The 15,364-nt window shown below is 58.6% G+C and carries 11 protein-coding genes; all 11 read left to right on the top strand.

Translation table 11 applies throughout. The features are described 5' to 3' along the window. The first annotated feature begins 3 nt into the window (after positions 1–3). The 11 genes from MasN3_RS24370 to MasN3_RS24320 all read left to right on the top strand — a co-directional run bounded on the left by MasN3_RS24370 (position 4) and on the right by MasN3_RS24320 (position 15,364). The gene (locus MasN3_RS24370; protein WP_281910934.1) at positions 4–1,548 is read left to right on the top strand and encodes an SEL1-like repeat protein; all 1,545 of its coding nucleotides are present in this window, start codon (positions 4–6) and stop codon (positions 1,546–1,548) included. A gap of 119 nt (positions 1,549–1,667) precedes the next feature. Continuing rightward, positions 1,668–4,484, top strand: coding sequence for a M16 family metallopeptidase (locus MasN3_RS24365; RefSeq protein ID WP_281910932.1), 2,817 nt, complete (start codon positions 1,668–1,670; stop codon positions 4,482–4,484). 313 nt (positions 4,485–4,797) lie between these two features. Continuing rightward, positions 4,798–6,027 (top strand): putative DNA modification/repair radical SAM protein, encoded by a 1,230-nt coding sequence (locus MasN3_RS24360; protein ID WP_281910930.1) that lies wholly within the window; start codon positions 4,798–4,800, stop codon positions 6,025–6,027. Next, positions 6,024–7,520: a UdgX family uracil-DNA binding protein gene (locus MasN3_RS24355; protein ID WP_281910927.1), complete on the top strand. Its 1,497-nt coding sequence runs from the start codon at positions 6,024–6,026 to the stop codon at positions 7,518–7,520. Before MasN3_RS24360 ends, MasN3_RS24355 begins: the two co-directional genes overlap by 4 nt. 165 nt (positions 7,521–7,685) lie before the next feature. After that, on the top strand, positions 7,686–8,408 hold the full coding sequence (locus tag MasN3_RS24350; RefSeq protein WP_281910924.1) for a PEP-CTERM sorting domain-containing protein: 723 nt from the start codon (positions 7,686–7,688) through the stop codon (positions 8,406–8,408). Positions 8,409–8,466: 58 nt separating this feature from the next. Beyond that, the gene (locus MasN3_RS24345; protein WP_281910921.1) at positions 8,467–8,811 is read left to right on the top strand and encodes a hypothetical protein; all 345 of its coding nucleotides are present in this window, start codon (positions 8,467–8,469) and stop codon (positions 8,809–8,811) included. Further along, on the top strand, positions 8,812–9,498 hold the full coding sequence (locus MasN3_RS24340) for a TraB/GumN family protein (protein ID WP_281910920.1): 687 nt from the start codon (positions 8,812–8,814) through the stop codon (positions 9,496–9,498). A 422-nt stretch (positions 9,499–9,920) separates the two neighbouring features. Then, on the top strand, positions 9,921–11,210 hold the full coding sequence (locus tag MasN3_RS24335) for a tyrosine-type recombinase/integrase (protein ID WP_281910919.1): 1,290 nt from the start codon (positions 9,921–9,923) through the stop codon (positions 11,208–11,210). Continuing rightward, entirely contained in the window at positions 11,203–13,221 is a 2,019-nt protein-coding gene (locus tag MasN3_RS24330; RefSeq protein ID WP_281910916.1) for a hypothetical protein, read from the top strand. Before MasN3_RS24335 ends, MasN3_RS24330 begins: the two co-directional genes overlap by 8 nt. A gap of 2 nt (positions 13,222–13,223) precedes the next feature. Then, a complete protein-coding gene (locus MasN3_RS24325) occupies positions 13,224–13,874 on the top strand; it encodes a hypothetical protein (RefSeq protein ID WP_281910914.1) in 651 nt (216 codons plus the stop codon). Next, positions 13,760–15,364 (top strand): hypothetical protein, encoded by a 1,605-nt coding sequence (locus tag MasN3_RS24320; RefSeq protein WP_281910913.1) that lies wholly within the window; start codon positions 13,760–13,762, stop codon positions 15,362–15,364. Before MasN3_RS24325 ends, MasN3_RS24320 begins: the two co-directional genes overlap by 115 nt.

Here is a 15,364-nt window from a genome sequence, read left to right as displayed (position 1 = left end):
GCCATGCTCGACATACCTGCCCAGCCTGGCGACATCGAAGGTCGCCACACCGCGGAATTCCTGCGCGTGAAGGGCATGGCCGAGCGCGGCGTGCCGAGCGCCCAGCACAGCCTGGGCTTCATGTACGCCAGCGGCCAGGGCGTGCCGCAGAACTACGAACTGGCGGTCGCCTGGTATCGCATGGCGGCCAGCGCCGACCTCGAGCTGGCCCAGTACAACCTCGGCGTCATGTACCAGAAGGGGCAGGGCGTCGGCCAGGACTATGGCCAGGCCGCCTACTGGTACCGCCGCGCCGCCGAGCAGGGCTATGCGCCGGCGCAGTACAACCTGGGCTGGCTGTATGCGAAAGGGCAGGGCGTGCCGAGCGACGTGCAGCAGGCCCTGCACTGGTTCAGCCAGGCAGCAAGCCAGGGCGAACCCGGCGCCCAGCACAACCTCGGCATGATGTACGAGACCGGCAAGGGCGTGCCCCAGGACCAGGACGCGGCCACCGAGTGGTACCGGCGCGCGGCGGAACAGGGCTATGCGCGCTCGCAGTTCAGCCTCGCTCTGCGCAGCAGCGGCATGCAAGCCGTCGACTTGTTCCGCAAGGCCGCCGAACAGGGCTACGCGCCGGCTCAGTTCAACCTCGGACTGCGCTACGACAAGGGGCAGGACGTCGAGCAGGACAGCGAGCTGGCGATCCAGTGGTACGGCCGCGCCGGGAACCAGGGCCACGCCAGTTCCCAGTTCAACCTCGCCCTCATCTACGACAGCGGCCACGGCGTGCCGCGCGACGAAGCGCTGGCGCTGCACTGGTACCGCCGCGCGGCCGAACAAGGCCATGCCGGCGCCCAGGACAACCTCGGCGTGCGCTACGAGCACGGGCAGGGCGTCGAACGCGATTGGACCCAGGCCGCGCACTGGTACCGCCAGGCCGCCGAGCAGGGCATGCCCTCGGCCCAGTACCATCTCGGCCAGCTGTTCGATGCCGGCAGCGGCGTGCCGCAGGACCCCGCCCAGGCGGCGCACTGGTACCGCAAGGCGGCCGAGCAGGGCCACCTGCGCGCCCAGTTCGACCTCGGCCTGCGCTACGAAGGCGGGATCGGCGTGGCGCGCGACGAGGCGCAGGCGCTGGAGTGGTACCGCCGCGCGGCGGCCCAGGATTACGCGCCGGCCCAGTACATGGTGGGCGTGCTGCTGGACCGCGCCGAACACGCCGATCCAAGCGAAGCGACCGACTGGTTTCACAAGGCCGCCGACCAGGGCCACGCGCTGGCGCAGTTCGAGCTGGGCCTGCGCCACGACTGCGGCAAGGGCATCGAGCGCGACTACGAAGCGGCGCATTTCTGGTACCTGTGCGCGGCGCGCCAGGGCCATGCGCGCGCCCAGTTCAACCTTGGCGTGATGTACTCGGCGGGGCAGGGCGTGCAGCGCGACCTGGTCGAGGCCTATGCCTGGCTGCAGCGCGCGGGCGGCGCCGGCGTCGCCGCCGCGTCAGGCTATCTGAAGAAGATCGCGGCGCGCATGGAGCCGCAGTTGCTGGCGCAGGCGCAGGCTTCTTCCTGAGTTTCCCCACTGGCGCAAGCCCGGCGATTCCTGTAGGGTGGTCGGCTCTGCCGACCGCGCGTCCAACCGGCGCGCGATTCGACGGGACGCATACATACAACAACTGTCCACGAGACGCCATGAAAAAACTCGCACTGCCCATCCTGCTCGGTATCGCAGCCGCAGCAGCCCTGCCTTCCCACGCCGCCGCACCCGCTACGAAGCAAACCGTCTTCGACCGCAAGGCCTACAGCATCGACCATAAAAAATTCGTGTTGCCCAACGGCCTGACCCTGCTGGTCCACGCCGACCACAGCGTGCCGGTGGTCGGCGTGAACATGTGGTACCACGTCGGTTCGCGCAACGAGAAGCGCGGCAAGACCGGCTTCGCCCACCTGTTCGAGCACTTCTTCTTCAACGGTTCCGAGAACTACCCGCACGGCTTCCGCGAGGCGATGGACGACCTGGGCGCGAACAACCGCAACGGCACCACCAACGTCGACCGCACCAACTTCTTCGAAGACGTGCCGGTGTCGGCGCTGGAGCGCACCCTGTTCCTGGAATCGGACCGCATGGGCTTCCTGGGCAACTACATCTCGCAGGCGATGCTGGAGCGCGAGCGCGGCGTGGTGCAGAACGAGAAGCGCCAGGGCGAGAACCAGCCGTATGGCCGCGTGCGCATGGAAATATCAAGCAAGATGTACCCGTACTCGCACCCGTATTCGTGGTCGACCATCGGCTACATGGAAGACCTGCAGGCCGCCTCGCTGGACGACATCAAGGAGTGGTACCGCACCTATTACGGCCCGAACAACGCGGTGATCTCGCTGGCCGGCGACATCACCCCGGAACGCGCCTATGAGCTGGTGAACAAGTACTTCGGCGCGATCCCGCCCGGTCCGCCGCTGCCGCGCCTTGAAAAATGGATCCCCCAGCTGGACCGCAACATCCGCGACGAGATGGAAGACCACGTGCCGCAGGTGCGCATCTACCGCAGCTGGCACACCTCCTCGTGGAAGGACGCCGACACCCAGCGCCTGAACCTGCTGGCCGGCGTGCTGGCCGGCTCGAAGAACGCGCGCCTGGACAAGCGCCTGGTGTACGAGAAGGGCATGGCGACCGGCGTCTCGGCCTACGTGAACGATGCGGAACTGGGCGGCACGTTCAACCTGTCCGTCACCGTCAAGCCGGGCGTCGATCCGGCGGAAGTCGAACGCGAGATGGAGCGCGTGGTGGCCGAGCTGCTCGACAAGGGCCCGCTTGACGCGGAACTCAAGCGCGTGAAGACCCGCGACCTGGCCGATTTCGCGCGCGGCCTGGAGCGCGTGGGCGGCATGGGCGGCCGCAACGACGTGCTGGCCGAGAGCCAGACCTACGGCGGCAAGCCGGACGCCTACCTCGACCGCCTCGAGCTGTTCGCCACCAGCACCCCGGCGGACGTCAAGGCCGCTGCCAACCGCTGGCTGCGCGCCAACCACTACACCATGACCGTGCGGCCCTCGGCCAAGCTGGCGGCCACCAAGTCGACCCTGGACCGCAAGCAGCTGCCCGCATTGGGCGAGGCGCCGGACGTGAAGTTCCCGGCACTGCAGCGCGCCCAGCTGAAGAACGGCCTGAAGGTCGTGCTGCTCGAACGTCACACCGCCCCGATCGTCAACGTCTCGCTGGCGGTCGACGCCGGCGCGGCCTCGGACACCGCGGCCAAGGCCGGCGCCGCCTCGCTGGCGGTCGACGCCGGCGCGGCCTCGGACACCGCGGCCAAGGCCGGCGCCGCCTCGCTGGCGCTCGACCTGCTGGACAAGGGCACGACATCGCGTGACGCCTTCGCGCTGTCGGACGCGCTGGAAAACCTGGGCGCGCGCCTGGGCACCGCTACCAACCAGGACCAGTCGCTGGTGCGCCTGCAGGCCACCAGCGCCAACCTGGCGCCATCCCTCAAGCTGATGGCCGAGGCGGCGCTGAGCCCGAGCTTCCCGCAAGACCAGTTCGCGCTGTCGAAGAGCCGCCGCATCGCCGCCATCGGCCAGGAAAAGGCCCAGCCGAACAGCCTGGCCCTGCGCCTGATCCCGGCGGTGCTGTATGGCCCTGAGCATGCCTACGGCAAGCCGGCTTCCGGCTTCGAAGGCAGCGTCCAGGGCTTGAGCCGCGACGACCTGATGGCATGGCACGGCACCTGGTTCAAGCCGGGCAGCGCCACCATCGTCGTGGCCGGCGATACCACCATGGACAAGCTGCTGCCGGCGCTGGAAGCGAGCTTCGGCAAGTGGCAGCAGGGCAGCGCCCCGGCCAAGCAGATGGCCACCGTGCCGCCGACCCGCGGCAAGCGCCTGATCCTGATCGACAAGCCGGACGCGCCGCAGTCGACCATCGTCGCGACCCACGTGTCGCAGCCCAACGGCCAGCCGGAAGACCTGGCGATGGAGCCGGTGATGACCAACTTCGGCGGCATCGCCACCTCGCGCCTGAACCGCAACCTGCGCCTGGACAAGCACTGGAGCTACGGCACCCAGGCGCGCCTGCCGGACGTGCGCGGCCAGCGTCCGTTCTACATCATCGCGCCGGTGCAGACCGACAAGACGGTCGAAGCCATGCGTGAGGTCCAGAAGGAACTGCGCGGCGTGGCCGGCGAGCGTCCGCTGGTGGGCCTTGAATACGAGAGCATCATGCGCAACATGACCTCGCGCCTGCCGGGCCGCTTCTCCACCCTCGCCGCGCTCGAAGCGGCAGGGCTGGACGCCGTCAACCTGAGCCTGGCCGACGATTACTGGACCAGCTACGCGTCGAACGTGCGCGCGCTCAAGCCGGAGCAGCTGGCCGCGGCCTCGAGCAAGTTCATCAAGCCGGACGAAGCGGTGTGGATGGTGATCGGCGACCTGCGCAAGATCGAGGCCGGCGTGCGCTCGCTCGGCTGGGGCGAGGTGACCGTGGTCGATGCGGACGGCAAGCCGATTCGTTGATCTGATGTTGTAATGGAAAGCCCGGTCTGTTGACCGTAATGCCGTTCAGTTAAGCGTAGGGTGGCCGGGTTTCCCGGCCGCGCGTTCAACTCCATTTTGCTCTGCCACAGTGCATTGGTGATTTGGACGCGCGGTCGGCGAAGCCGACCACCCTACATTTTTACGCTAACTGAACGGCATTAGTCTGTTGACCGGGTTTTTTTACGTCTTGTCCCTCCTTTGAACCGGCGGAGGGCCGGTACAGGTGCGCCCACCGGCCCTGTGCATACGCGCGCGATAGTATACTGTATGCCCATACAGTTCAAGGCATGCGATGGAACTCAGCGACAAACTGGAAATCCTGGCCGACGCCGCGAAATACGATGCGTCCTGCGCCAGCAGTGGCGCGCCCAAGCGTTCGTCGGAGGACAAGGACGGCTTCGGCGCCACCACCGGCATGGGCATCTGTCACAGCTATACGCCGGACGGCCGCTGTGTCTCGCTGCTCAAGATCCTGCTTACCAACTTCTGCATCTACGACTGCCAGTACTGCATCAACCGCCGCACGTCCAACGTGCCGCGCGCGCGCTTCTCGGTGGACGAGGTGGTCAAGCTCACCCATGATTTCTACGTCCGCAACTACATCGACGGCCTGTTCCTGAGCTCGGGCATCATCCAGTCGGCCGACTACACGATGGAACAGCTGGTGGCCGTGGCGCGCCAGCTGCGTCAGGTGCACAAGTTCCGCGGCTACATCCACCTCAAGACCATTCCCGACGCCGACCCGCTGCTGATCGAAGAGGCGGGCCGCTGGGCCGATCGCCTGTCGGTGAATATCGAGCTGCCGACCCACGACAGCGTGACCCGCCTGGCGCCCGAGAAAAACGTTCACACCATCAAGCTGGCGATGGGCTCGATCCGCCGCAAGCTCGACGAAAAGCGTGAAGAACCGAAGGCGCCGAACTTCGCGCCGGCCGGGCAGAGCACGCAAATGATCGTCGGCGCCGACGCCAGCGACGACCACACCATCCTGAACACCGCCGAAACCCTCTACGGCAGCTACAAGCTCAAGCGGGTGTACTACTCGGCCTTCAGCCCGATCCCGCAAAGCCCGAAGAGCGTGCCGCTGGCGCCGCCGCCGCTGCTGCGCGAGCACCGCCTATACCAGGCCGATTTCCTGCTGCGCGGCTACGGCTTCACCGCGGGCGAACTGATGCCCCAATCCGGCAACCTGGCGCTCGACGTCGATCCCAAGCTGGGCTGGGCGCTCGCCAACCGCGAGCACTTCCCGCTCGACCTGAACCGCGCCGACGAGACCATGATCGCGCGCGTGCCGGGCATCGGCATCCGCAACGCCAAGCGCATCGTCGAACTGCGCCGCATCCGCCGCATCCGCTGGGAAGACCTGTCGCGCCTGCGCTGCAGCATGAAGAAGCTGGCGCCCTTCATCGTCACGGCCGACTACAAGCCGGCGCAGGGCGCGGCCAGTTCCCATATCCTCCGGCGCCACCTGGCCGACGCGCCCGAGCAGATGAACCTGTGGCCGGAACTGCAGGCGGCATGAACACCGCCGCCACGCCCGGGGCGGTGCACGATTTCGCCGAGTGGCGCGAGGCGGCGCGCGCGCTGCTCAAGGCCGGCGTGCCGCCCGAGGCGGCCAACTGGGGCACGTTGGACGGCGGCGACCTGTTCTGGGGTGCGCCGGCCGCGACCGCGCCGGCCGATAATGGCGGCTCCCGATTGCAGGAAGCGCAATCGCCAGGACCGCCGGCCGCGCGCGTGCCGCGATCGCTGCTGGAGATGCTGCGACGCGCCGCGTGCTTCCGCGCCCCGGACCGCTGGGCTTTCCTGTACCGCGTGCTGTGGCGCTGGACGCGTGGCGAGCACGACGTGCAGTCGCCCGCCGATCCGGACGGCAGCCGCCTGCACGGCATGGTCAAGGCGGTGCGCCGCGAGGAGCACGACATGCATGCCTACATCCGATTCCGCGAGCGTCCGCCTGAAGCAGGCGACCCGCGCTTCGTCGCCTGGTTCGAGCCGCGCCACGACGTGCTGCCGCAGGTGGCCGAACACTTCGTGGCCCGCATGGGCAAAATCAGCTGGATGATCGCCACGCCCGAGGCCAGCGTGCTGTGGGACGGCCACACGCTGCACAATACCGGCCCCTTGATGTCGAGCGCCGCCGACCTTGACGATGCCGGCGAGGCGCTCTGGCTCACCTATTACCGCAGCATCTTCAACCCGGCGCGCGTCAACGCCCAGTTGATGCAAAGCCACATCCCTTCGCGCTTCTGGAAGAACCTGCCGGAAGGCGCGATCGTGCCTTCGCTGGTGAGCCAGGCCGAACTCGGGGCGCGCAAGATCGGGCAGGTCGAGGCGGTCGGCCGCAAGGGCGGCGCCACCATCCCGATCAGCGCCGAAGCCGCCCAACCCGACCGCGAGCAGCCCTCGAAACTCGACGAGTGCCGGCGCTGCGAGCTGTGGCAGTACGCCACCCAGGCGGTCGGCGGCGAAGGATCAAAACGCTCGCCCATCATGATCGTCGGCGAGCAGCCCGGCGACCAGGAAGACCTGGCCGGCAAGCCCTTCGTCGGCCCGGCCGGCAAACTGCTCGACCAGGTATTCGCCCAGGCCGAGCTCGACCGCAAGGCCATCTACCTCACCAACGCCGTCAAGCATTTCAAGTGGGAGCCGCGCGGCAAGCGCCGCCTGCACAAGACCCCGGTGCAGCGCGAGATCGAGGCTTGCCACTACTGGCTGGAAAAGGAACTGGCGGCGGTCAGGCCGAAGGTGATCGTGGCCATGGGCGCGACGGCGCTGAAGTCCGTGATGCGCAAGGGCACGGTGGCTTTGAAGGACTTCCTCGGCAAGCCGGTCCGCATCGACGGCGCCTGGCTGGTGACCATCTACCATCCGTCCTATGTGCTGCGGGTGCCGGACGAAGCGGCCAAGCACGAAGCCTTTTCCGTCATGGTGAAGGGCTTGAGGCTGGCGCATGAACTGCTCGCGCGGCCGGATATGCCGGACCCGGATGAAGACGCTCAAGGCGGCCGCTGACATTCTTGTATGGCGTGAACAAGAGATAAAACTTGTCGAAAAGATTTACATCTTCAGCGGAAGAGTCTCGACCAATTTCTGTAAGTAATTAATTCTATTAGTAAATTTCTTTTAGGCACACTTCCTGCTTTGGAGTAAGAAAACACTTCACCAAACTAGGATCGCATGAAGACTTTTACTCTCTTGAGCGCTGCTGTTCTGGCAACAAGCATGGCTGCATCCGCGCAAGCGGCACTCATCACGTATTCCAGCCTGAGCAACTTCCAGGCGGCGGCGGGGGCAACCACGCTGGAGACGTTCAGCAGTGCAAAGCTCGGCGTGAGCAATGCCAACTATCTGGGAAGCTTCAATGGATTCACGCTCAGCACAGTGGCCAATGGCGATCTGTCGGGTATTGCGACCGGCCGCGTGTCCTCGGTCAGCGACACTCGGCCGATTCCCGCTACGTTCAGCGGCCAGCAGTTTTTTGGCTGGGGCAATGCTCCTTCCGGTACGGGCAATGGCGGTACGGCGCCGACCGTGACCTTCACGTTTGCCACCGGCGTGAGCGCGTTCGGCTTCGACTGGTTTAATACCGACACCACCGATAACTATGCGGTAATCATCAACAACCAGCAGCGCTTCCTGATCCCCACTGCATCGTCGAGCGCGGCGGCAACCGGTTTTCTGGGTATCGTTGCCACCAATGGCGACACCTTCACCAGCGTGACGATTCAAACCAGGAACGCCGGGGGGAGCATCACGACTGCCGGTCTGGACAACGTGCGCGTCTCCGCGCCGAAAGCGGTACCCGAGCCTGCGAGCCTGGCCCTGCTGGGCATTGGCTTGTTGGGAATGGCGTCGCGCCGTCGTCGGTCGCGCTGTCTGAGTCGCCGTTCATTATCTTAAGTTTTCGCTCATATTGCAGAGCTAAGCTTGATGGACAACCAACAACAAGGATGTCCTGATGCTCAAATTTGCAATCCTGCCGGTGCTGTGCCTGGCCTTGTACGCAGCACCTTCCCGGGCTCAGACCGCCGCCCCGGAGCCCGTCCCCGCAAGCGCGCCTGACTCGCCGGTATCGGCCGACGAGGCGCCGGCGGCGCCGGAACAGATCCTGGTCGTCGGCCAGAAGCCCGGGCCCGGCATGTGGAAGGTCTCGAAGGACGATCACGTGCTGTGGATCTTCGGCACCTATTCGCCGCTGCCGGTCAAGATGGACTGGCGCTCGCACGAGGTCGAAGCGGTGATTGGCCGCTCGCAGGAATACCTGGCGCCGCCGGTCACCAAGGTCGAGGCGTCCTACTTCTAGATGGCGCTGGCGCTGCCCAGCCTCATCGGCGTCAACAAGAACCCGGACGACGCGCTGCTGCGCGACGTGCTCCCGGCCGAGGTCTACGCGCGCTGGCTGCCGCTCAAGGAAAAATACTTGCCCAAGAACAAGGAGCGCGACCGGCCGATCTTCGTGGCCAATGAGCTGTTCAGTGCCGCGCTGAAGCAGGCCGGCCTGACTACCAGCACCGACGTGCGCAAGCAGGTCGAGAAGATCGTCGATCAGCACAAGCTCAAGGTAACGAAGACGGTCAATGAACTGAAGGTCGACAACCCGCGCCAGCTGATCAAGGACTTCAAGAAGTCGCAGCTCGATGACGTGGCCTGCTTTTCGAACACCCTGAAACGCCTGGAGACCGACATCGATGCGATGCGCGTGCGCGCCAACGCTTGGGCCAAGGGCGACATCGACGCGATCCGCAAGCTCGATTTCAACGAAGCGGAAAGCTGCAGCAACGCGATCCGCAACAGCGCGGTGCTGCGTGACCATCCGGCCTTCCAGGGCGCGGAAGAGCGCCATCGTGCCATGTGGCTCGCCAATGCGGAGGCCGCGCTGGCGAAGAACGCGTCGAGCTTCGCGCTGCTGTCGATGAAGGATCTGCTCGATCCGAAGGGGCTGGTGGCGGCGCTGGCCGCGAAGGGGTACAAGGTCGAGCAGCCGGAATAGTTGCGGCTGACTTGATGCAGCGCGAAGGCAGGCCAAGCGCCGGCTTCGCGCTGCATTGAAGATTTGTCAAAGCGCCGCAAACGCGCGTAGAATGCAGGCAACGCGGGTGTAGCTCAATTTATATAAGATGAAATCTGTTCACTGAAGCCCCGCTCGATTTACCTTCTTCCTTAACATCTCCCTCTCAAGACTTTCAATCGCGATGTAACGAACGCGCCCATTCACATTTCGCTTTTGCGTGATGTGCAAGACCAAAAATCGTTCAGTAACGGTACGTTATCATTGCTACATCACGCCCTTCTGCCTTAAGATTGTTCATCGAATTTTCATGATGAGCAAACGTAATGATCACTGTTGTCACCGCTGTAGAGTTGCCGACGGACCATCCCATGCGAGCATGGGCCTTGCCTAACGGCTTCCCTATGCTCGTCGACGCCGCATCTCAGCAGCTCATCGAACCTGCTCTGCACTATCTCGCAGCGAAACATTTGGACCACAAAGGGAAGCGTAAGTGGAATGCTAAGGCAGCTAATACAACTGCAGCGGAAGCCTATGACTTGCGTTGTTGGTTTGATTTCTTACAAAACGTCGAGACGGGACCAAATACGTTTGGAAAAGCTTGGGATTTAGCTAACGAGAATGACTACGTCGAATATCGAGATCAACTTCATGATCTGATTAGCAATGTCACTCACCGCCCCCTCCAAGATAGTACGATCCGAAGAAGGCAAATTACGGTTGAAGCTTTTTATAAGTTCGCTATCGGCCGGGGTATCTATTTCGGCGATTTTTTGAAAACTAAAGTAAGGAAAGGGCGAACTCGGCCAGCCAATTCTGATGTCCTACGGCATACTCATAACGGACAGCAAGATGATAGTTATGTATCTGCTTATCGCGAGGAAGTCGGGCCCAGTGGCGTAATTCGAGCTCTTACCGAAATTGAGTGGCAACATGTGAAGCGAGAATTAGGACCTATGCCCAGCGAAGCGCGCGCAGGGGAATTAACTAAATCGCGCGATCGCTTGGCATCAGAGTTAAGCTGTAGTACTGGGCTTAGGGTCGACGAAGTTTCGAAACTTACTCCCAATGACGTCTTTAACCTTGACAGTCATTGGCGCCGTCTGTCTCAAGATGGCCGAGATAGCGGCTATATTCCTCTTGTGGTGACGAAAACAAAGCGATTAAAGCCAAGAACAATTTTAGTTCCAGCATATTTAGTGCCAGAGCTTATTGCGTATGTTGAGGGAGAGCGTAAAGCCGCAGTTAACGCAGGCAGAGCCTATGCGAAAACAAAAGGACTAGTATTTAGGGAACCCAAGACTTTATTTGTGAACCACAATAATGCTGGCCACAATGCAGGCAAGGCGATTCGTCCACAGACTTTGTCCTATGCATTCAGCTCGGCATGTCGCGCTGCTGGTCTACTCACACGAGTCGAGAATCTAGACCCAGAAACGATGCAGTCTTATAACCAGATGGTTTCGTCTCACTCGTTCCACGACCTTCGGCATACATTTGCTGTTTGGAAATATTTCGCTTTAATTGCTGAAAAAGATGCAGAGCCTTGGAAAGAAATTCAGATTTTACTAGGACATGCGCAGCTTAGTACTACGACAGATCTTTATTTACATGTTTGCGCCATAGAAAAAGCGAGAATCGGTAAAAAGGTCATGCAGGCAACAAGAAAGCTTGGCGGCGTTCACAATGCCTAAGAAATTTACTCAAAGCGCCTTTGCCCGAATGCGGCTACAGGCTGCATCAAAAGATAATATTACGTCAATCGTCGAAAAGCGTGTAAATAAAAAAGCTCGGGTCGAACATGATGTAGTTAAAGGCGAACTTCTGCTGTACTGGCCGGATACCGCGGCGCGTCACGGTGTCGCCGTAATTGATGCCTCTCGTCTGCTCAAATTTCCAGCATTAGCAAATCCGTTTGCAAATGCGCTTCTAAATGCTGGAAAGCCCAGGCTTTGGGAAACTTCAACACTTAGAAAAAAACTCGGAGATGTATATCGCTATTTCTATTCATTTCTTGATGCTGAGAAAATGATGATTACCTGCGCGAGCGATATCAGTACTATTCTGATCAACGCATACATTCGCTGGCTAGAACGTGCCCCCAATGGCAGGAGTTCATTGGCCGTGTCAACGAGAGACGGGGCAATGACTACGTTGCGCATGCTTATTGACGGCCTCAGAAACACACCGTGGGGGAAGGATATTCCAGAAGATCTTGAGGTGCGAACTAATATTTGGTCCGGACAAGCGCCGGTAGCAGGTAAAAAAGCGTCGCCAATTCCACACGAAGACTTTGCACGCATTTATCAAACATGCATCAAGGAAATGGAAGCTATTTCTACTGATGTAAGGAGTATGCGCGAACAAATGTGCGCTTCGTCGAATAATAAAATAGTATTCGTCGATACAAGGCGCGAGCGTGAGGAACTTGCAGTGCAAAATCATGGCCTGAGTTATGGGAAAGTTCCAAATATCTATCGAAATATAGGGTTAGTGCTAGCGACGCTTCGTCATCGTTACCCGAGTGGTCTTTTCTCATTGCAACAACTGGCGGATGACCGATCAGATCCTTCGTTAGCTAAGGCGATCTCGCGATATCATGGAGGGCTGAGAAGAGTATCTCGATGTTTCTATCCAACGGCTCGAGACCTGATCCCTTTCTTAAACATACTAGCGATTCATTTCGAATCTAATTTGGAAACAATTCTCGCTAGCAATATCGATGACTATCTGATTCGAACTAACGAAGTCGGTCAGATAGAACTGGTAGCCGTTCCTTCGCAAACTCATGATGTAGCAGAACATTTTGAGGAAGAAGACCAGGACGCTGGCAGTTACATAATATCGAGACCTCGAAAAAAACGTGCTAAAGGTCGGCGTCAAGTGCAGGTTCGGCCAGCGACGGACGATATCGATAACCCGGCGAGCATCTATAAATTTCTAATTGATTGGACGCGCGGCATCCGGCCACTGGTTGAACCTAGATTCCGAAACAGGCTTGCCATATTTTTTAGCGCCTGTTCGAGGAGCGGTGACGTTCCAAGAGGATTTGATGGATATGAAGGTACCTGCGGTAGTGACACCAGTTTTGATCTCGCATACGCCTCGTTCTTTCGAGAAAACAACCTTACTCATCATTCGTTCAAGAAATTCAGAGTGACTGGATTGGACATCACAGACGTATTATTTTCGGGAGACATCCGGGCAAAGCAGGCTGCGGGAAATCATACTGACCCGGATGTAACCTACAAAAGCTATACCACGGGAAATCAAATGGCACGTGGAGATGAGGTGCTCGGTGAGGTTCGTTTGCTTAATGAGCGGTGGCGTATATCTAAGGGCAAAATCGATCCGCGGAAGAAGCCGCCGAAGTCAGACCTGGGTTCGGCAACGCCAGGGTGGCAATGCGTCGACCCTTTTGATTCTCCGATTGGTCAGAAAGACAAACTGTGTGATGAGTATGGGCAATGTCCGATTTGCCCTCATGGCTCGCTTGACTTGAGCAGTCCTTATGCTTGTGCTCAAGCATATAATTTGCTTGCTGCAATCGACGAAGCATCAGGCGACTTAGCCCCACAAGCATGGCTGGAAAGATGGTTGCCAATTAAGAACGCAATTCTCGAACTATGGCTTCCGGAATTCTCAAATGATGTTTATATTAAAGCTAGAGAGTATAGGTTAAACCCTCTGCCTCCTTTGGAATAAAGATGCTTCCTCTGCCCCTTTCTTTAGATATCTGCTTTACAACGCAAACAATTCTTCAGCAGCGTAGCCAATCACAGTGCTATTACCCGAGTAAGAATGAAAAATTTCGAGTGTCTAGCCACAGTATGTGGAGCGATTCGCTTTGGATTTTTGATAATCTGACCCCAGGAACAAAGAAAAAATATTGCAGGATAGTTTGGGACGTACCGATGACTGACGGGACCAATCTTTGCGACCCCGAGTATGCCGTGCTGTTAGAAGAGCTTCGAATTTTAGTGTGGAGTTGTTTCATTGATCCGCGAAATTCTGCAGCGCTCGCTCCAGCGTCGTTAACTCCATTCGGACGTGGCATTAATATGCTCGCCGTGTGGATGGTTGAAAACAATTACATGCATTTGGATGAACTAGATCAACGTGCCTCGGAGCGTTATCGCGAGGCCGTTCAAAAGAGAATTGCTAATAGGTTGGAAATCCATGATTTTCCGGAATGCGACGTCGACGACATGTGGTGCGAGCAGTCCGGAGGCGTGAGTTCAGCATGGGTTATGCATCTACTAATGCCATGGTCAAAAATCTGGAGTCAACGTTCAGCGTTGAAGATGCTGGACTGGGGGCTATTAAAACTGGTAAACCATTTGGCGGAACTTCAATAAACAAAATATCGGAAGACTTAGCGACGGCACTTCATACAGCTATACCTCCGTTGCCGGACGAAGTGGCCATCGAGATATTGAATGTGGCGCAGAATTACATGGATAGCTCGGTCTACGACCTGACAGAGATTTCTGAATACGTCGCAGCTTTGCGCTATTGTAAGATAGCGAAAACTACTCCAGACAAGTTCGTGCAAGATTTTGATTTTAATTCGAGGTATCGCAGCCTCAAAAAGTGGCATGCGAATCCCTTAAGATCAAGTGGGCGTCTAGTTGGAGTAAGAAGGCTCATCGATGATTTTATTGGTGCAGCTTCTGCCACAATTCAAGGCGAATCAGGAATGCGAGTCAGTGAGCTTTTAAGCTTAAAAGCGGGCTTACGTCCAAAAGGTCTTCCAGAATGTATCACTGTTAGGCCTTCGCGGTCGGGGATGTTAAATCTTTATTATATTACCGGCATGACCTCTAAAATGAGAGCAAATCCCGAAGAGACCGAATGGCTTATAGGTGCAACGCCACGTGATAGTAAAATCTTACCAGTTGCGGTACAAGCGATCGTGGCAGTACAAGAACTTCTTGACCCATGGAGAAAGCTCGCGGACGAAAATACGTCCGACTTGCTATTTATCGATTGGAAGTGCCCAGGATTTCCTAATTCGGAAGACGAAATTGTTCCAATGACGGCTCAAGCCTTGAGTAGACGACAGCAAACATTTTTTTTCCGAATGGTGAACTGGGAAAATTTCGGCGATGACCCAGCTTTTAGAGTTTATAAAGCGACTAAAGGCAAGTGTATTGTCACTCATCAGTGGCGAAAAACTTATGCTAGATTCTTGTTCCAGGTCAACCCTAAAATGATTCCAGCGATTGCACGACAATTTAAACATTTATCTTTGGCCATGACGGAGAAGGCCTATGTTGGAACAGATATCAGTCTGTTGAAAGACATCGCTAACGAAAATCTAAACATGACAGCGGATCTGCTACTGAAGCAACTTCGTGGTCATGGACCTAAACACATAGGGCGCTTAGCAAAGATAATGGATAGCTATAAGCCAGATATGGAAAAAATCATTGAAGATGCAAATGGGCAAAGCGCATATGAGGCAATAAGATCATGGTGTGCCAATCGGAATCTGAAAATTTTTTTCCATGGTTATGGCAGTTGTCTTCGTGGGCTTGCGCCGACTGAGGCAGAATGCCATAAAAAGGGGCAGACAGTGCATTGGGCCAATAAAACACCTAATTACGGTCACCGTCGACCTGGCACATGCACCGGATGTTACCTTTTTATCGCGGGACCAGACACTATTGATTATTGGATGAAGCGCTACAGCGATAATATCACAGCTTGGCAGAAAGCAAAAATAGCTGGCGTCGAATCGCAGTTTACCGTCGCTAAAAACCGAGCTGAGCAGTCCTTGAGCTATTTGCGAGGATGGGGTGTAGATGTGCCGTTAATATCATTGGAAGACGAGGTATTTAATTAA

Source organism: Massilia varians (assembly GCF_027923905.1).
Classification (GTDB): Bacteria; Pseudomonadota; Gammaproteobacteria; order Burkholderiales; family Burkholderiaceae_D; genus Telluria; species Telluria varians_B.
Note: the sequence above shows the minus strand (reverse complement) of the source record. Positions and strands in the feature narration are given on the sequence as shown.